This window comes from Caulobacter sp. ALps2, assembly GCF_058681635.1.
This window is the reverse complement of sequence record NZ_CM178743.1, coordinates 2,103,082-2,121,822: the sequence shown is the minus strand read 5'-3', so window position 1 is coordinate 2,121,822 and position 18,741 is coordinate 2,103,082. Positions and strand designations below refer to the sequence as shown.

Below are 18,741 nucleotides of genomic sequence, written 5' to 3'. Positions count from 1 at the left end.
ACAGGCCCCACGTCGACTAGGCGACACGGCGCAGCTTGCCACAGACCGGCGTTATCTCAACCCTTCGACGATACGGAGGCCGACCCCCGACGCTCCAGACGGCCCCAGCCGACCCGGCCGCCCCGGATGGCGGTGACCACCGACTTGACCACGACATAGTACATCAGCTGGCGATAGCCGAACCGCTGGACGGGCAGGAACGGCAGGTCGGCCCACGGCGCGCGCCTCTCCAGGACCATGCCCAGGGCGCCGGCCGACAGGTCCACGGCGATGAAGATCGCCCAATAGGCCAGGCCCAGCAGCATATCGTCGGGCCGCCACTCCACCGGGTGCGCCACCGCGCCATAGAGGCCCGCGACCAGGCTCCAGACCACCGCCAGGTCGACCAGCGGCGCGGCCACCGCCAGGATGATCTGGAACAGCCAGATCTGCGGCAGGGCGACAAAGCCCAGCACCGGGGTCTTGACGCTGAACATCGCCTCGCGGTGCTTCCACACGCACTGCAGCGTCCCGAACGACCAGCGGAAGCGCTGCTTCAGCAGACCGCCGACCGTGTCGGGGGCCTCGGTATAGGCGCGGGCCTCGGGGTCGAAAGCCACCTTCCAGCCGGCGCGCTGGCAGGCGATGGTCAGATCCTGGTCCTCGGCCAGGGTGTCGGCCGGATAGCCGCCCAGCGCGTCCAGCACGCTCTTGCGCCACGCGCCCACCGCGCCCGGCACCACGGTGACCGCGCCCAGGGCCGACAGCGCCCGACGCTCCAGGTTCTGGGCGGTGACGTACTCAAGCGCCTGCCAGCGGGTGACGATGTTCAGGCGGTTGCCGACGATGGCGTTGCCGGCCACGGCCCCGACGTCCGGATCCTGGAACCAGCGGGCCAGGCGGCCGATGGTCTCGGGCGGGAACAGGGTGTCGGCGTCCAGGGCCACCACGAACTCGCCCTTGGCCACGGCCAGGCCGCGATTGACCGCCCTAGCCTTGCCGCCGTTCTCGAAGCTCAGCAGCGTCACGCGCGGATCATCGGCGAAATGATCACGCACCTCGTCGGCCGTGCGATCCTTCGAGCCGTCGTCCAGGACCAGCACTTCGAGGTTCTTCCAGTCGCTCTCCAGGATCCGCGCGATCGAGGCGGCGATCACCTTCTCCTCGTTGAAGCAGGGGATCAGCACCGAGACGAGCGGACCGTTGTCGCTGTCCAGGTCGGCGGGCTCCTCATGGGTCCAGAAGCGGTGGACCAAGGCCAGGCTGGCCAGGAACACCAGCCGCGCGACGCCCAGGAAGATCGCCGTCACGAACAGGAAGGTCATCGCGGCTTGCGTCCAGCGGAAGAAGTCGAAGCCGATCCGGTCGACGGCCAGGTCGACGGCGTCGCGCGAGGTCGGCGGCATCACCTGTTGCGGGGTCATGCCGGTCAGCTCGCCGACCGTGACCAGCCGATAGCCCCGCGCCCGGATCTGGTCGATCAGCTCGGGCAGGGCCGCGACGGTGCGGCCGCGGTCGCCGCCGGCGTCGTGAAGCAGCACCACCTGGCCGGGATTGTTGCCCGGGTTGTCCAGACGATCCAGGACCCGGTCGATGATCTGTTGCTTGGTCGGCTTCTGCCAGTCGTCGGGATCGATGCGCAGGCCCACGGTCATGTAGCCCAGCGTCTGGGCGATCACGAGCGGCGCCACCTCGTGCGGGGTCGAGGGCTCGGCGTCGCCGAAGAACGGCGGGCGGAACAGGCGCATCGAGCGGCCGGTGATCACCTCGAACAGGCGCTGGGTCGCGTTCAGTTCGACCTGCACCTGGGCCAGGGGCGTCTCGGCGATGTTGGGGTGGGTCCAGCTGTGGCCGCCGACATCGTGGCCCTCGTCCACCTCGCGCCGCACCAGGTCGGGGCGGCGCTGCATGTTCTGGCCGATGACGAAGAAGGTGGCCGAGGCTTTCTTCTCTTTCAGGATGTCCAGGATCTTCGGCGTCCAGCGGCCGTCGGGGCCGTCGTCGAAGGTCAGGGCGACCAGGCCCTTCTTCTGGCCGTAGCGCTCGATCACGTAGCCGCTGGGAATGACGTCATAGGTCTCGCCCGAAACGAGGCCGGTGTCGGGATCGAACTCCAGCGAACGCTTGCCGGGCGTCGGCAGCTGGGCGATGCGCAGCACCTCGCCGCCGCCGTCGAAGTCGACGCCCTGCCCGTTGGCCAGAGTCGTAAGCCCGGCCGCCGAAGCCTGGCCGTACGACTTGCCCAGCACCGACCAGACGCCCGGATCCTCCATGCCCATCCGCCATAGGCCATAGCCGCGCGGCTTCCAGGGGTCGGAGACCTTGACCTCGTTGAACAGGGTGACCGCGTCCATGAACCAGACGATGTGGTCGTCGCCATTGTCGTCCGTGTACTGAAATGTTGGGTTCAGGGCGTCGTCGTCCATGCGGATGGTCGCGCCGGCGTCCTGGGCGTTGCGCATGGCCTCGTGGAAGGTGGTGGGGGCGCCGGACGCCCGCGAGCCGTCCTTGTTCAGCGTCCAGTCATAGCCATAGCCGCCCAGGGCCAGCACCGCGCGGTTCGGATCCAGATGGGCGAGGCGCTTTTCCAGCTCGGTCTCGTACCAGTCCTGGCCGGCGTTGGGCCCCGGATCGCCCAGGGCGTAGTGCTGGTCGTAGGCCATCAGCACCAGGGTGTCGGACGCCTGCTGCAGGCGCGCCAGCGGCCAGCCCTCGCCGTCGAACGGGGCGGTGACCCAGACCTCGCGGCCGGCGTCCTTCAGGGCCGCGCGGGCCTCGTCCAGGAACTTCGGATAGGCCGCCAGGCCCTTGGCCGACAGCGCCTCGAAGTCGAAGACATAACCGCCATAGCCGCGCTGGGCGGCCAGGGCCACGAGGTTGGAGATCAGCTTGGCGCGGGCCAGCGGATTGGCCAGCAGGGCGTCGGCCAGCGGCCCGTCGAACGCGGCGTTGGCCGAGTTGTGGACCAGCGGCAGCACGGCCGGATGGTTGGCGGCGGCGGCGATCCGCGCCACGCCTTCCGGATCGTCGGTGACGTCGATGTCGCCCCGCGAGCCGTTGATCGCCACCCACTGCGGCGAGACCACGTCCAGCTTGTCGATGTTGCGGCGCAGCGACTCGCGGCTGTCCTCGTCCCACGACACATAGAAACCGACCGACAGCGGCCGCGCCGCGGCGTCGTTGGCGGCCCCGCCCTTGGGCCTGGGGACACGGCGCCAGGCCTTGGCCGAGGCCTTGAGCTTGTGCGCCGTCTCCTGGTGCAGCGACGTCAGGACGCGCGGGTCCTTCAGCGGCGCGTCGGGCAGATGCGGGGCGAAGGCCAGGGTGGCGGCGAAGCCGGCCACGATCGCGGCGATGGCCGAGATGACGATCCCGAGCGCCAGCTTGGCCCGCCGCTCACGCTTGCCCGTGGGGTCGTGAAAGATGGGGCGGTCGTCGGGGGTCATGGCGGCGCTCACGATTTGCGCGGCAGATGATCCCCGATCTTGGCCGAAGCGTGGCGGCGGAAACCCGCTTCGCCGCTACTCCACCCAGTCCTTCTTAAGCCGCGTCGAGGCCAGGATCAGCAAGGCCGCCGCGCCGATATAGAAGGCCAGGCCCCAGTAGATGGCGTAGCGCATCGACTCCGCGCCATGGATCGGGGCCAGCTTGTCGGAGACGAAGCCGAAGAACCAGTAGCCGACGGCGATGCCCAGCAGGTTGTTGATCAGCAGGAACAGGGCCGAGGTCGTGCTGCGCATGGCGGCCGGCGCCAGGTGCTGGACGGCGGTGACCACCGGACCCAGCCACGCCAGGTTCAGGCCCGTCGGGATCAGGAACAGCACGAAGGCCACCGGCAGGGCCTTGGCGTTCATGGCCGCGAAGAAGCACGGCAGGGCGATCAGGAAGCAGATGGCCGGGGCCAGGGCGTAGGCGCCCTTCGACTTGCCGCCGAACCGGTCGCCCAGCCAGCCGCCCAGCCAGATGCCGGCCACCCCGCCGAAGAAGGCGATGGCGCTGTAGTAGATCGAGGTCTCGACCAGGGTCAGGTGCAGGCTGCGGATGAAGAACGACGGCAGCCAGAAGGCCACGCCATAGCCGCAGACCGACGAGCAGGCCGCGCCGAAGGCCAGCAGCCAGAACGACGGCTTGGGCAGGACGGTCGCCAGCACGGCGCCGAAAGCCGGAGGCTTTCCAGCATCAGAAGAAACGACATCGAAGCCGCCGCGCGGCGGGTCCTTGACCACCAGCTTGAACAGCGGGGCCAGCAGCACGCCGGCCAAGCCCACGGCGATGAAGGCCATGCGCCAGTCGATATAGGCCGCGATCAGCCCACCGAAGAGCACACCCAGGGCCGAGCCCAGCGGGATGCCGAACGAATAGGCCGCCAGGGCGCGGGCCCGCTGGCTCTTAGGGAAATAGTCCGAGATCAGGGAATAGGCGGGCGGCACCCCGCCGGCCTCGCCGACGCCCACGCCCATCCGGCACAGGAACAGCGACCAGAAGCCCCCGGCGAAACCGCAGGCGACGGTGAAGCCGCTCCACACGGTCAGGGCGGCGGTCATGATCCAGGTGCGGCTGAAGCGGTCGGCCAGCCAGGCGATCGGCACGCCCAGGGTCGTGTACAGCGCCGCGAACGCCAGGCCGCCCATCAGACCCAGCTGGGTGTCGGTGAGATGCAGCTCGTTCTTGATCGGCTCCTTGAGGATGCCGAGGATCTGCCGGTCCAGGAAGTTGAAGGTGTAGGCCAGGATCAACATGGCCAGGACCACGTAGCGATAACTGGCGGGCCTCTCCGCCCCTTGGGCCGTCGCCTGGTTCGCGTTCTCGCTCATCACCTGCCCCGTACGCTACAGCTACATAAAGAAAGGGCGGGGCCTGTTGCAGCAAGCCCCGCCCTAGACCTTCGTCCAGATTATTTAGAACGCCACCTCGAGCGAGGCGGCCACGGTGCGCGGCGGGCCGTAGAAGCCGATCACCGAGTTGTTGTAGGTGGCCCCGGCGAAGTTGTAGCCGCCGGTGCGGTACTTCTCGTTCGTCAGGTTCTTGCCGGTCAGGGCCAGCTTGTAGCGGCCGCCCGGGGCGGTCCAGATCGCCGTCAGGTCCACCAGGGTGAAGGCCTTCTGGTCCAGGGCCGGCAGGGGCTGTTCGAACTGCTGGTAGGCGTCGCGATAGCTGACCATCGGTGTGATGGCCAGGTCGCCGCCCGCCAGCTCGCCGCGCCAGGTCAGGCTGACATTGCCCGTCCATTCCGGCGTGTTCTGGAAGCCGTACAGGTCGGCGACGTTGATCACCTGGCCCGTCGTCAGCACCGTCGACGGATTCAGCGGGTCGGGCGCGCCGGCCGGCACGAAGCGGCTGAAGGTGTCGTACTTGGCGTGGATGTAGCCCAGGGCGACATTGGCCGAGAGGTTGCGGGTCAGCTTGCCGTTGGCCTCGAACTCGAAGCCGTACAGGGTCGAGGCGCCGGCGTTGTCGACCGAGCTGGCGATGCCCGAGGGCACGACAACCTGCGTGGTGACCTGCTGGTCGGTATATTTCGACAGGAAGGCCGCCGACGAGAACGAGACCCGGCGTTCGAACAGATAGCCCTTCAGGCCGGCCTCGTAGGTCTTCACGACCTCGGGCTTGTAGCCGTTGACCGTCTGCGGGGTGATGGCCGCGTCACCGCGCATGTCCCAGCCGCCCGACTTGTAGCCCTTCGAGAACGAGGCATAGGTCGTCAGGTCGTCGTTCAGGTCATACGAGACCGAAATCCGCGGGGTGAACTGCGAGAAGGTCTTCTCGGCGTTGTAGTTGGTGCGCGTCTGCAGGATCGGACGCGGGGTTCCGCCCTGGAACGGCGACGGCGTCGCGCCCAGATAGAACAGGCGGAAGACATTGGCGCGCTTGTGGTCGCGGGTGGCGCGGGCGCCCAGCGAGACCTTGAGGCGATCGGTCAGGTTGGCGCTGAAGTCGAAGAACGCCGCGAAGCTCTGGGTGCTGACCTTGCCGCCGTCGGCGATCGACAGGTTGAGGTTGCCGGCGATGGTGTCGAACTCGCCCGAGGCCTGGCTATTCATGTAGTACAGGCCAAAGACGCCCTGGACGTTCTCGTCCGAATAGACGGCCTGCAGCTCCTGCGAGAACGAGCGATCGTCATAGGTGGCCGGAATGTCCAGCGTCGGCAGCGGCGTGCCGTCGAAGTCGATCAGCGTATCGGTGTGGCCCTTGCGATTGGCGGTGATCGACTTCAGCGTGACCGCGTCGGTGACGTTATACTCGGCCGTCAGCGACAGGCCCTCGGTCTCGACATGGTTCTTGTCGCCCAGGCCGGCCTGGGTGTCATAGGTGTCGAGGATCGGATAGGCGCCAACGGTCGGCAGGGTCTCGCGGTGACCGTGGCGCGGGTTGGAGTCGTCCTCGACCTTGTCGTAGGCCAGGCGGAAGAACAGGTCTTCGGTCGGCTTCCACTCGGCGCTCAGGCGATAGGCCTCGACATCCTTGTCGTAGTGCTCGGCGCCGGTGGTCAGGTTCTTGCCGTAGCCGTCGCGCTTGTAGAGGGCGTAGGCGCCACCCACCGACAGCCCGCCGCCGACCGGCGTCTGGCCCGTGACCATCAGGTCGGTCTGGTTGTAGCTGCCGTACGTCCCGCGGATCTTGCCGCCGGCCTCGTCGCCCAGGCGCCGGGTCACGTACTTGATGGCGCCGCCGATGGTGTTGCGGCCATACAGCGTGCCTTGCGGGCCGCGCAGCACTTCGATGCGCTCGATGTCGAAGATGTCCAGCACCGCGCCTTGCGGGCGATAGATGTAGACGTCGTCGACATACAGGCCGACGCCGGGCTCGAAGCCCCACAACGGATCCTGCTGACCCACGCCGCGGATATAGCTGATCAGGGTCGAGTTCGAGCCGCGGGCGGTCTGAACCGTGATGTTCGGGGTGGTCTGGGACAGGACGGTGATGTCCGTGCCGCCCGAGCGCTCCAGCTTCTCGGCCGAGAAGGCCGAGACGGCGACCGGGACGTCCTTCAGGCTTTCCTCGCGACGACGGGCGGTGACGACCACCTCCTCGACGCTCGCGGTATTGTCACCCGCCGGCGCTTCCTGCGCCGACGCGACACCAGCGATCGTGCTCCACGCCGCGCCAGCCAGCAGCGCGGCTTTCCACATCGAAGTCATGGGTTTCCCCTCCCTTGCGTTCCACCCGTCCCGGGCCGGATCCGTCTGTCGCGGACGCGTGCTGGGACTTTCGCCAATTCATCGAACAGCGAATTGCGGACACAATCACCCGAACCGGCGCTGGACGCCAGAACTTTTTCATCAGGTGGTGAAAAAGGATCGGGGACGGATGAAGCTCCCCCGCCGGCGGAGGGGATCTTATTATCGCGCCTTGGCGATCACCGCCTCGAAGCCCGCCGCGCAGTACGAGAACAGCCGCTGGCGGACCGCTTCCAGGTCGCTGGAATGGCACTCGCCTTCGGACAGCGAGTCGATCCGTCCAGTCTCGGACAGCGACAACATCATCGATCCCGTCAGGAACTGATAGCACCAGTAGAGGTCGCGGTACTCGGCGTGGGGACGCAGGCTCTTCAGGGTCTCGACCAGTTGATGGACCACGGGATCGAAGAACCGGGTCATGGTCTCGCCGCCCCAGGCGGGCGTGTTGTTCACCTGGGCGACCAGGGCGAAGTAGCTCTTCCAGCCCGCGCCCCCGTCCTGGGAGATGCGCAGCAACGGGTCGATGAAGGCCTCGATCACGCCCTCGACCGTCATGCTGGCGGCGTCGTGCGCCTTCACATAGGCGTTCATCGAAGCCTCGCGGGCCTGGTTCAGGATCTCGGCCCGGCGCAGGAACACCGCGTCGAACAGCTCGCGCTTGGCGCCGAAATAGTAGTGGATCAGGGCGGTGTCGACGCCGGCCTCGGCCGCCACCTGGCGGGTCGTGACCCCGTGGAAGCCGTGGCGCGCGAACAGGCCCTCGGCCGCGTCGAGGATGGTTTCCTTCAGGTCCAGGCCCTTGGCCTTGGACGGACGGCCCCGCCCGCCCGCGCGGGCCCCGGACTTGGGTGAGGGCTTGGCTGCGGTCATGAAGTGGGGTCCGCCCTGATTGCGCTCCGTCCTCGGATAGGCGCAACGCGGCGGCGCTGGCAAGACCGCTGTTCGCTCAGCCCATGAACACGGTCCACATCAGGCGGCCAGGGATGAAGGTGAAGAGGCCCGCCAGAAGCAGCCCGCCGACGAACATGCCGGTCATGGCGCGGCGATGGGCGGCGACCTTGCCGCGTCGGATGGCGTAGACCGCGCCAGGCAGGGCCACGATCGTCCAGCCGGACAGCAAGTGGATGAAGCTGAAGTGGCCGTGGTTCATGCCGCGAATGAACAATGAGCTGACCGCCGTGATTCCCATCGCGATCACCCAGGTCCAGCCCAGGGCCTTGTGCAGGCCCGTGCCCTTGACCCTCGTCATCAGCACGATCCCGATGGCCAAGGCCGTCAGAGCCGCGGTCAGGTGGACCTGGACGATCGTCGGCGCCGCGGCGATGCGCGAGACGTCCGGCGCGTGCGGCTTCAGCGAGACCACGGCGGCGATGATCACCACGGCGCCCACGCCCAGAAGGGCGTTGCGGACGCCGCCCGCCCGCGAATTTGACTTGCCGTACGCGGCCATCTGCCTTCACTCCGGTTCGTGGCGGGCCAGAGCGCCTCGCCGTCGGGAACCTGAGTGGAGTGGGCGGGTCCGTGCCTCAATCGTCGTTGCGCCAGTCGCCGACTTCGTTTCGCGAACGGCTGGCCGACGCCGTTCACGCTTCGCGAACGGTCATGACCGCCCGGGAGAGCCTGAGGGGCTTCGCGGTGTCGGCGGTGGCCGGGGTTTTCCTGGCGCTGCTAGGCGCGTTCGGCACCGACGCCGTGCCGTTCGGGACCCGGGTCGCCTACTGGACCGGGCTGTGCTTGGCGGGCGCGATCGTCGGCACGGCGGTCAGCCAGCTGATCGGCCGCGAGGGCCGGGCCGACGAGAGGCCCTGGCTGTACGGCGCCCTGACCGTCGTGGGCGTCACCCTGCCCTTCACCCTGGTGGTCTGGCTGGTCAGCGACCTGACCTTCTATGGCCAGTTGAAGCCGGGCGGTTTCCTGAACTACCTGCTGCCGGTGTTCATCGTCACCATGGCGATGACGGGCTTGAACTTCCTGGTCCAGCGCACGCCGCCCGAGACCCACGCCGCCCCCGCCGGGGGGCCGCCGTCCCGCTTCCTGGACCGCCTGCCGCCCAAGCTGCGCGGCGGCGAGCTATGGGCCGTGGAGGCGCAGGACCACTATCTGCGCCTGCACACCTCGCGCGGCCAGGACCTGATCCTGATGCGACTGTCCGACGCCGTGGCGGAACTCGAGGGCATCGAAGGCGCCCAGACCCACCGCTCGTGGTGGGTGGCCAAGGCGGCTGTCGAGGACGCCCGGCGCGGCGACGGCCGGGCGACCCTGACGCTGAAGAACGGCGTCGAGGTCCCCGTCAGCCGCGCCTATGCCAAGGCCTTGCGCGAGACCGGCTGGTACTGATCACCCGTAGTGGATGTCGAAGCTCCCCGCGCCGGTCCCGACGGTCAGGCCGGTGACGCCGGTCAGCTTGATCAGGCCATCGCCGTTGTTCACGGCCACGGTGGCGTCCTGGTGGTAGATGTAGGTGTCGCCGTTGAACTCGAAGACCCCCGTGGCGTTGGCCGCCACCTGGCCCGAGATATTGACCAGCGCCTGTTCCAGCGTGTTCGCCGAACCGGCGCTGAGGCCCGTGATCACGGCCGGGATCTCGACGCCCAGGTTCACGTGGTCCACGCCCTTGGCGAAGTCGGTGACCGTCGAAAAAGTCGTGACCTTGCTGTTTTCGATGCCCAGGTTCGCGAAACGCGGCGCGGCCGAACCATCCTGGTACAGCTTGAAGACGTCGGACCCGCCGCCGAGGGTGATGGTCGACGTGGCCTGACCGCGCAGGTCGACGGCGACGCTGTCATTGGCGCCCGACAGCACCACGGTGGTCGCGCGGCTGTCGGCGCCGACCGAACCGATCCCGGTGACGTCGATGCCCGCAGAGCCGGAGGCGTCCAGATTATAGGTCCTGAAGTTGGCGTCGGCCAGATTGCTGACGAAGCCGGCGGTCAGACGGCCCGCGCCGGTGACGACGACTGCGCCTTGGGCGCCGAGTGCTGTCTGCGAGTTGATCGTGCCCAGCACGCTGTCGCTCTGGACGTGCAGCGTCAGCGCGCCGTCATTGTTCGAAACCAGCAGGTTGGTGGGCGTGGCGTTGTTGCTTGTAACGCTGTTCAGATAGGCGTGGACGCCCTTCACCCCGACGTGGGTGGAAGACATGCCGGTGATCACGAGCTCGTCGTGATAGGCCGCCGTCAGCGTCCCGCCGGTGACCCCATCCATCTTGAGCGCCACGCCCTCGGCGATGTCGGCGATCTTCACCGCGTTAGACGATGACCGCAGGGTGATGTCCTGCAGGCCGGTATAACCGGTCACCGCCAGCGGCACTATCGTCGTGCCCGTGGTCGGGACAGTGAACGACAGCTTGAAGTTCTGGAGCACCAGGTGCTCGACATTGGTGATCTTGGTCTTGTCGAAGAAGTCGGTGTCGGCGCCCATCACCAGGGTGTCGTCGCCCGCGCCGCCGTCGACGATCGCGCCGTTGATCATCTTGCCGACCGTGATGATGTCGTTGCCCGCGCCGCCGCTGATCTTGCCGTTTGGCGCGCCGCCCAGGACCTCGACCGCCGCGTTCAGCTGACCGACCGAGATCGTGTCATTGCCGTCGCCGCCGTCGACATAGCCGCCGACCGCCCCCGAGAACGTGATGGTGTCGTGGCCGCCGCCGGTGGCGATGGTCTGCGAGGCGTTGCTGTCGGTCCCGGTGACCGTGTCGTTATTGGCCGTCGACCGCAGGCCGGCGGTCGCCGCGTCGGGCGTGACGCTCTGGCTGGTGGTCACCGCGATGGTCGCGCCGGTCACATAGGTCGGCTGCTGGCCGTAGGTCCCCAGCAGGTCGGTGAAGAACACCGCCTGGCCGTCATTGGCCAGATCGGCCAGGAAGGCGTCGTTGGCCTTGGCGTACGAGCCGATGTCTTCCTTCGCCGCCGCCGAGAGCAACCAGCCGACCATGGCGGCCTTGGCGCCGATGCCGCCGGCGCCGTCACCGCCGTACGCGGCGAAGTACTCGGCGCGGGTGTAGGTCCCGCCAAGACCGTTGGGCACCTGGCTGTTCAGCAGTTCGTCGACCTTGGCCGCGCTCGGCGTGAAGCCGAAGATCTCGGCATAGGCCTTGGTCGTGGCGTCGGTCAGGCTGAGACCGCCATAGGCCGCCCCGAACCGCGCCGCGCCCTCACCGTTCTTGCCGAGGTTGACCGCGAAGTTGATGTAGCGGTTGTCGGAATTGAAGCTCTGGTAGTAGGCCGAGTTGAGGTTGTTGGCGTTGCCGCCGGTCGGCGAGACCAGGTAGTCCAGCCCGCCCTGCTTGGGCGTGTAGCCGGCGAAGAAGGCGTAGGACAGCGTCGCCACCGAGGTCGAGGTCGCGACCATCTTGCCGATCTCGGCCCGCGCGTCGGTCAGGCTGATCGTCGCGGCGTCGACTTGGTCGGCCAGGGTCTGCAGCGTGGCGAGATCCGGCGTCGAGATGTTGGAGAACTTGACGCGCGAGACGTCCGCATAGGCGGTCTGGAGAACTTGAAGCGTGGCCATAACTCAACCTCCGGCATGTTCGCGCCATAGGTATAGAATTTGCTGTATAGCGCAAGCTCGGCCGTAAAGTTTTTTCGACACCCGGCCGCCGAAGCGGCCGGGTTCGAGACGGATCAGGCTTTCCAGCCGCCGCCAAGGGCCTTGTAGATGGCCACGACGTCGGTGTTGACGCCGGTCTCGGCGACGCTGAGGGCGTCTTCCGCCGCGAGCAGGGTGCGCTCGGCGTCCAGCAGGACGAGGAAGTCGATACCGCCTTCCTTGTACTGGATCCGGGCCAGCTCGGCCGCGCGGCGCGAGGCGCCCGCCTGGTCGGTCAGGCTCTTTAGCTGGGCCTGCTGCTGGCTGTAGGACACGAGAGCGTTCTCCAGGTCCTCCAGCGCGCGCAGCACGGTCTGATCGTAATTGGCCAGAGCCCCCTCGTCGCGGGCCTTGGCCGCCCGCAGGCGAGCATGGGCGCTGCCCAGATCAAGAGCCGGCCAGCTGACGCTGGGGGCCACCGACCAGGCTTGGCTGGCGGCGTTGCCGAAGCCCGTCGAGGTCCCCGACAGGAAGCCGACGAAGCCGGTCACCGACACGCGCGGGAAAAGATCGGCCGTCGCCACCCCCACCCGAGCGGTCGAGGCCGCCAGGCGACGCTCGGCCGCCTGCACGTCCGGACGGCGGCGCAGCAGGTCGCCGGCCTGGCCGATCGGCAGGGCTGTGACCAGCGGCCGGGTGTCCTCCGCCCGCGGGACCAGCAAGGCGTCCAGCGCGCCGGGGCGTTGGCCGGTCAGCACGGCCAGACGATAGTTGGCGCGTTTCTCGGCCGTGATCAGGCCCGGGATCGCCGCCTCGGTGGCGTTGAGACGCGCCTGGGCCGAGGCCACGTCGATCGGGCTGCCCGCCCCGGCGTCGAACCGCACCTTGGTCAGGCGGACGGTCTCGCGCTGGGTCTCGAGGTTGCGGTTGGCGACCTTCAGGCGAGCCTGGGCGCCGCGCAGTTCGAGATAATTTCGAGCAACCTCGGCCGCGACCGTGACCTGAGCGTCGCGCAGTTCGGCCTGGGCCGCGCCGGCTTCGGCGCCAGCCGCTTCCACGCCGCGCCGCACGCGGCCGAACAGGTCGATCTCCCAGCCGGCGTCGAAGCCGGCCTGGTAGCTCTGGTTCTCGACCCGCTCGGAGCTGAAGCCCGGCTGCTGTTGCTTGCTCTTGGCGTAGGTCCCGTCGGCCGTGACGTGCGGCAGCAGGTCCAGCTTCTGTTCGGAGAACAGGGCCCGGGCCTCGCCGACGCGGGCGACGGCGATCTTCAGGTCGAGGTTGGCGGCCAAGGCCTGGCCGACCAGTTGGTCCAGCACCGGATCGCCAAAGGCCTTCCACCATTCGGCTTCGGGATTGGCGGCGGTGAAGACGGCCGGGTCGGCGTTCTGGAAGGCCGCCGGCGGGGTCGCCGGCGCCTTGTAGTTCGGGCCCACCGCGCAGGCGGCGGCCGTCAGGGAGACGCCGGCGATCAGCGCGGCGCGCAGGGTGTTAGCGAGGACGGACATCAGTGAGCCTCCACGGCCGGAGCCGTCGAATTGGCCAGCGCCGCCTTGGCCGCGGCCCGGCGGGCCGTGTTGCGACGGATGACGTAGTAGAAGATCGGGGTCAGGATCAGGCCGAAGACCGTGACGCCAAGCATGCCGGAGAACACCGCCACGCCCATCGCCTTGCGCATCTCCGAACCGGCGCCGTGCGAGACGACCAGCGGCCACACGCCCATGATGAAGGCGATCGAGGTCATCAGGATCGGCCGCAGGCGCAGGCGACAGGCTTCCAGCACCGCTTGCAGCGGCGTGTCGCCATGTTCCTCGCGCTCCTTGGCGAATTCGACGATCAGGATGGCGTTCTTACAGGCCAGCCCCACCAGCACGATCAGCCCGATCTGGGTGAAGATGTTGTTGTCGCCATGGGTCAGCAGGACGCCGGCCAGGGCGGACAGCAGGGTCATCGGCACGATCAGGATGACGACCAGCGGCAGGCTCCAGCTTTCGTACTGGGCGACCAGCACGAGGAAGGCCAGCAGCACGCACAGCGGGAAGATGTAGACCGCCGAATTGCCGGCCAGGATCTGCTGGTAGGTCAGCTCGGTCCACTCGTAGCCCATGCCGTTGGGCAGTTCCTTCTTGGCCAGGTCTTCCAGCGCCTTCTGGGCCTGACCCGAGGAGTAGCCAGGCGCGGGGCCGCCATTGATCTCGGCCGTGAGCACGCCGTTGTAGTGGCTCTCGCGATCGGGACCGGTGGCCTCCTTGAAGCTGACGAAGCTGCCCAGCGGGATCATCTGGCCAGAGCCATTGCGGGTCTGCAGGCGCAGCATCTGCTCGGGCTGCAGGCGGAAGCTCTGATCGGCCTGGACATTGACCTCGTAGGTGCGGCCAAAGCGGTTGAAGTCGTTGACGTACAGCGAGCCCAGATAGACCTGCATGGTCTCGAAAAGATCGGTCAGCGACACGCCCGAGGCCCGGGCCTTTTCGCGGTCGATATTGGCCTCGATCTTCGGAACGCTGACCTGGTAGGTCGAGAACACCCCGACCAGGGCCGGATCCTTGCGCGCCTTGTCGATCAGGTTCTGGGTCTGCTTGTTCAGCTCGTCAGGACCCAGGCCCGCCTTGTCGACGATCTGCATGCGGAAGCCGCCGATCGTGCCCAGGCCCTGCACCGAAGGCGGCGGGAAGACCGCGATCTGGGCGTCGGGGATGGCGCCGAACTTGGCGTTCAGCTCGCCGACGATGGCGTTGGCCGACATCGTCTTGCCGGTGCGCTCCTTGAAGTCGGCCAGCGGGAAGAACACCGCGCCGGAGTTGGGGCTGTTGATGAAGCCGTTGGCCGACAAGCCGGGGAAGGCCACCGAGTGTTTGATGCCCGGCACCTTCATGGCGATGTCGCCCATCTGACGGATGACGGCTTCGGTGCGGTCCAGCGAGGCGGCGTCGGGCAGTTGCACGACGGCGACGACATAGGCCTTGTCCTGTTGCGGCACGAAGCCGCCCGGGGTCTTGGCGAAGGCGCCGAAGGTCAGCAGCAGCAGCACGCCATAGACGATCAGGCCGGCGGTCGACTTGCCCAGGCTCTTGGCCACGCCGTTGACGTAGCCGTTCGAAGCCTTGGCGAAGAAGCGGTTGAACGGGTTGAACACCCAGCCCAGCGCGGCGTCGATCAGCTTCTGGAAGCGGTCCTTGGGGGCGTCGTGGCTCTTGAGGAGCACGGCGGCCAGGGCCGGCGACAGGGTCAGCGAGTTGAAGGCCGAGATCACCGTCGAGATGGCGATGGTCAGGGCGAACTGACGGTAGAACTGGCCCGACAGGCCGGTGATGAAGGCGGTCGGGATGAACACCGCGCACAGCACCAGGGCCGTGGAGATGATCGGTCCGGTGACCTCGCTCATGGCCTTGCGGGTGGCCGCGGCCGGTTCGAGGCCGTTGGAGATGTTCCGCTCGACGTTCTCGACCACGACGATGGCGTCATCGACGACGATGCCGATGGCCAGGACGAGGCCGAACAGCGTCAGGGCGTTGAGGCCGAAGCCCAGCATCAGCAGGACGGCGAAGGTGCCGACCAGCGAGACGGGCACGGCGATCAGCGGAATGACCGAGGCGCGCCAGCCCTGCAGGAACAGCACCACCACCAGCACGACCAGGATGATGGCCTCGATCAGGGTGTGGACCACCGAGTCGATGCTCTCCTGCACGAAGGCGGTCGTGTCGTAGATGATCTCGTAGTCGACGCCTTCGGGGAAATCCTTCTTCAGCTCCTTCATCGTCTTCTTGATGTCGGCGGCCATCTGCAGGGCGTTCGAACCGGGACGCTGGAAGATCGGCATGGCGACGGCCGACTTGTTGTCTAGCAAGCTGCGCAGGGCGTAGTTGTTGGCGCCCAGCTCAACGCGGGCCACCTCGCCCAGGCGGGTGATCTCGCCATTCTCACCCGAGCGGATGATCACGTCGCGGAACTGTTCCTCGTCGGTCAGACGGCCAGGCGCGTTGATCGACAGCTGGAAGTCGGCGCCCGTGTTGGTGGGCGGCGCGCCGAGCTGGCCGGCGGCCACCTGGACGTTCTGCTCGCGCAGCGCCTTGACCACGTCGCCGGCCGTCATGTTCAGCGAGGCCAGCTTTTCCGGATCCAGCCACACGCGCATCGAGTAGCTGCCCGCGCCGAAGATCTGCACGTCGCCCACGCCGTCGACACGCTTCAGGCGGTCGCGAACGTTCAGCTGCGCGTAGTTGCTCAGATAGAGCATGTCGTAGCGGTTGTTGGGCGAGATCATGTGCACGACCAGGGTCAGGTCGGGCGAGGCCTTGTCGGTGGTCACGCCGATGCGCTGCACCTCCTGGGGCAGCTTCGGCAGAGCCTGGGCGACGCGGTTCTGCACCTGCACCTGGGCCTTATCGAGATCGGTCCCGAGGGCGAAGGTGACGGTCAGGATCATCGCGCCGTCGGAGGCCGATTGCGATGACTGGTAGATCATGCCCTCGACGCCGTTGATCGCCTGCTCCAGCGGAGCGGCGACGGTCTGGCCGATGACGGAAGGGTTGGCGCCCGGATAGGCCGCGCGCACGACCACGGTCGGCGGCACCACTTCGGGATATTCGCTGATCGGCAGCTGGGGCAGGGCCACCAAGCCGGCGATGAAGATGATGATGGAGAGCACGGCCGCGAAGCGCGGTCGGCTCACGAAGAATTTCGAGAAGTTCATGACGGTCGATCCGGGGGAGGAGCCGATGGGGTACGCGTCGGGCGCGAACGGCCCCTCCCCGCCATCCAGCGAGTGACAGGAACCGCGAAAACCCTGGAAAAAGACGCCCGACTCGTCATGCGAGCCGGGCGTTACGCTTCAGGTACGAACTTAGTTCTGGCCGGCGGCGCGGACCGCGAGCTGGCCGCCGCCGACTTCCAGCTGCGACAGGTCGGCGAGGTCGGTCTTGACCTTGACCGGAGCGACGGTGTCGCCCGGCTTGACCTTCTGCAGGCCGCCGACGACCACGCGATCGCCAGGCTTCAAGCCCGAGCGGATGATGCGCAGGTTGCCGGCCAGAGGACCGACCTCGACCGGGCGGTATTCGGCCTTGTTGGCGCCGTTCACGACCACGACGAAGCGCTTGCCCAGGTCGGTCGCGATGGCGCGATCGGGGGCGAGGGCGACGGTCTGGCTCTCGGCGCTGACCAGGCGGATCCGCGCGAACAGACCCGGGGTGAAGCGACCATCGGCGTTCGCGAAGATCGCCCGGCCGTTGATGGTGCCGCTCTTGGCGTCCAGGGCGTTGTCGATGAACGAAAGCTTGCCGACGTGCGGATAACCGTCCTCGGTGATCAGGCCCATATAGACTGGGCTGCCCTTGCCGCGTTCGGCCGAGGCGTATTTCAGGAAGGTCTGCTCGTCGGCGTTGAACTCGGCGTAGATCGGGGTGTCGGACACCACGGTCGTGAGCAAGGACGCCTGGGTGACCAGGTTGCCGCGGGTGATGATGGTCTTGGAGATCCGGCCGTCGATCGGCGAGGTCACCCGGGTCCATTCCAGGTTCAGGCGGGCGGTTTGGAAGGCGGCTTGCGCGGCCGACAGATTGGCTTGCGCCGCCTTTTCCTCGGCCGAGAGGCGATCGAATTCGCTCTGGGCCAGGGCGTTCTGCTCGATCAGGCGACGGCCGCGTTCGCGGTTGACGACGGCCAGATCCAGCTGGGCCTTGGCGCGGGCCACCTCGGCCTGGGCGCGATTGGCCTCGGCCTGGTACGGGCGCGGGTCGATCTGGAAGAGCACCTGGCCCTTGGAGACCCGCGCGCCCTCGGCGAACTGGGCGCCGTCGATATAGCCCGAGACGCGCGGACGGATCTCGACGGTGTCGACCGGCTCGAGGCGGCCGGTGAAGTCGTCCCATTGGCGCAGGGACTTGAAGGCGACGTCGGCGACGGTGACTTGGACCGGCGGCGGAGCGGCCTCCTGCTTGGCTTGAGCCGAGCAGGCGGCCAGCACGGCCACGGCGGCGAGGCCGGCGAAGGACGTGATGACGGGTTGAATAAGCATGGGGGAAAGCCCTGTCGGACAGTGAAGCGGGGAGGTGGAAACGGTGTTTTCTGTCATTCCCAGACGGGCCGCCGAGCGGAGCGTCGGGTGTCGTGGCCAAGGGTCCGGACGGTGGACCAGCCCTGGGCGGGCTCGGACTTGGACTTGAAGAGCCCCATCAAACCCTGGCCAAAAACGGGGGCCCGCTTGGCCTGGGCGGCGGCGTCGTAAACGTTTGTTTGCGGTGGCATTGGCGCACGCTCCTTTTTTGGGGTTTAAGGGAGGAAATGTCGCAAGGGCTGTTACTTGACCCGGGCGACCGGAAGGACGATTTAGTGATGTGACGAGACCGTTCGGTATCATCGACAAGCCGAGAGATACTGACCGGTAACTCGCACGTCAAGGAGAGGTCTGCCAAAATGGCGACAAGAAATTCTGGGGACGCTGTCGGGGGCGACACGGAAACGGCCGAGGGGATCTCCCCTGGCGCGCCCGTGTCCAAGCGTCCCGCGCGGGACCGGATCTTCGAGACCGCCCGCGAGCTGTTCTATCAGCACGGCATCCGCGCCGTCGGCGTCGAGACGATCGCGTCCGAGGCCGACGCCACCAAGATGACGCTCTATCGGAACTTCCCGTCCAAGGACGAGCTGGTCGCCGAGGTCCTGCGCGAGCAGGAGCGCGAGTACTGGGCCTGGTGGGAAAGCGTGACGGCCTGCTGCTGCGCCGAACCCCGCGCCCAGCTGGAGGCGATCTTCGACGCCTTCGAGACCAAGGCCTGCAACGCCGACGTCCTGGGCTGCCCGCTGTCGAACGCCGCCATCGAGCTGCACGAGGAGAACCACCCGGCCCAGGTGGTCTCGGTCAACTACAAGAAAGAGCTGTACCGCCGGATCAACGCCCTGACCCGCGCCGCCGGCGCCAAGGACGACGACTTGGCCGACTCCCTGATGTTGCTGATGGAAGGCGCCTCGGGGGCCCGCGTGACGCTCGGCGCCGGCGGTCCGGTGAAGGCGGTGGCGCGCTCGGCCAAGGCGTTGATCAAGTTCCATCTGGACGGCTGCTAGC

12 protein-coding genes are annotated in these 18,741 nt (G+C 67.6%); 2 read left to right on the top strand and 10 right to left on the bottom strand.

Annotation, left to right across the window (positions count from 1 at the left end; all coding sequences use genetic code 11):
- Nucleotides 1-56: 56 nt before the first annotated feature.
- The 5 genes from ACW173_RS10145 to ACW173_RS10125 all read right to left on the bottom strand — a co-directional run bounded on the left by ACW173_RS10145 (nucleotide 57) and on the right by ACW173_RS10125 (nucleotide 8,607).
- Nucleotides 57-3,425, bottom strand: coding sequence for a glycosyltransferase (locus ACW173_RS10145; RefSeq protein WP_492085067.1), 3,369 nt, complete (start codon nucleotides 3,423-3,425; stop codon nucleotides 57-59).
- A gap of 75 nt (nucleotides 3,426-3,500) precedes the next feature.
- Nucleotides 3,501-4,793, bottom strand: a complete 1,293-nt coding sequence (locus ACW173_RS10140; protein ID WP_492085065.1) for a spinster family MFS transporter — start codon at nucleotides 4,791-4,793, stop codon at nucleotides 3,501-3,503.
- Between the two features lie 84 nt (nucleotides 4,794-4,877).
- Nucleotides 4,878-7,118, bottom strand: a complete 2,241-nt coding sequence (locus tag ACW173_RS10135) for a TonB-dependent receptor (RefSeq protein ID WP_492085064.1) — start codon at nucleotides 7,116-7,118, stop codon at nucleotides 4,878-4,880.
- A gap of 201 nt (nucleotides 7,119-7,319) precedes the next feature.
- Complete coding sequence (locus tag ACW173_RS10130; protein ID WP_492085062.1) at nucleotides 7,320-8,027, bottom strand: TetR/AcrR family transcriptional regulator; 708 nt, start codon at nucleotides 8,025-8,027, stop codon at nucleotides 7,320-7,322.
- 76 nt (nucleotides 8,028-8,103) lie between these two features.
- Nucleotides 8,104-8,607: a DUF2306 domain-containing protein gene (locus ACW173_RS10125; protein WP_492085060.1), complete on the bottom strand. Its 504-nt coding sequence runs from the start codon at nucleotides 8,605-8,607 to the stop codon at nucleotides 8,104-8,106.
- Nucleotides 8,608-8,666: 59 nt separating this feature from the next.
- On the opposite strand from ACW173_RS10125, the gene ACW173_RS10120 reads away from it, so the two are divergent.
- On the top strand, nucleotides 8,667-9,494 hold the full coding sequence (locus tag ACW173_RS10120; RefSeq protein ID WP_492085059.1) for a LytTR family DNA-binding domain-containing protein: 828 nt from the start codon (nucleotides 8,667-8,669) through the stop codon (nucleotides 9,492-9,494).
- On the opposite strand, the gene ACW173_RS10115 is transcribed toward ACW173_RS10120, so the two are convergent.
- The 5 genes from ACW173_RS10115 to ACW173_RS10095 all read right to left on the bottom strand — a co-directional run bounded on the left by ACW173_RS10115 (nucleotide 9,495) and on the right by ACW173_RS10095 (nucleotide 17,927).
- On the bottom strand, nucleotides 9,495-11,666 hold the full coding sequence (locus ACW173_RS10115; protein WP_492085058.1) for a hypothetical protein: 2,172 nt from the start codon (nucleotides 11,664-11,666) through the stop codon (nucleotides 9,495-9,497).
- 113 nt (nucleotides 11,667-11,779) lie between these two features.
- Entirely contained in the window at nucleotides 11,780-13,189 is a 1,410-nt protein-coding gene (locus ACW173_RS10110; RefSeq protein ID WP_492085056.1) for an efflux transporter outer membrane subunit, read from the bottom strand.
- Nucleotides 13,189-16,374 carry an efflux RND transporter permease subunit gene (locus tag ACW173_RS10105; protein ID WP_492085054.1) on the bottom strand — a complete coding sequence of 1,062 codons (3,186 nt, stop codon included), beginning with the start codon at nucleotides 16,372-16,374 and terminating at the stop codon, nucleotides 13,189-13,191. Before ACW173_RS10105 ends, ACW173_RS10110 begins: the two co-directional genes overlap by 1 nt.
- A 150-nt stretch (nucleotides 16,375-16,524) precedes the next feature.
- Nucleotides 16,525-17,697 carry an efflux RND transporter periplasmic adaptor subunit gene (locus ACW173_RS10100; RefSeq protein WP_492085052.1) on the bottom strand — a complete coding sequence of 391 codons (1,173 nt, stop codon included), beginning with the start codon at nucleotides 17,695-17,697 and terminating at the stop codon, nucleotides 16,525-16,527.
- Nucleotides 17,698-17,750: 53 nt separating this feature from the next.
- Entirely contained in the window at nucleotides 17,751-17,927 is a 177-nt protein-coding gene (locus ACW173_RS10095; protein WP_492085050.1) for a hypothetical protein, read from the bottom strand.
- Between the two features lie 168 nt (nucleotides 17,928-18,095).
- On the opposite strand from ACW173_RS10095, the gene ACW173_RS10090 reads away from it, so the two are divergent.
- Nucleotides 18,096-18,740, top strand: coding sequence for a TetR/AcrR family transcriptional regulator (locus tag ACW173_RS10090; protein WP_492085049.1), 645 nt, complete (start codon nucleotides 18,096-18,098; stop codon nucleotides 18,738-18,740).
- Nucleotide 18,741 lies beyond the last annotated feature (1 nt).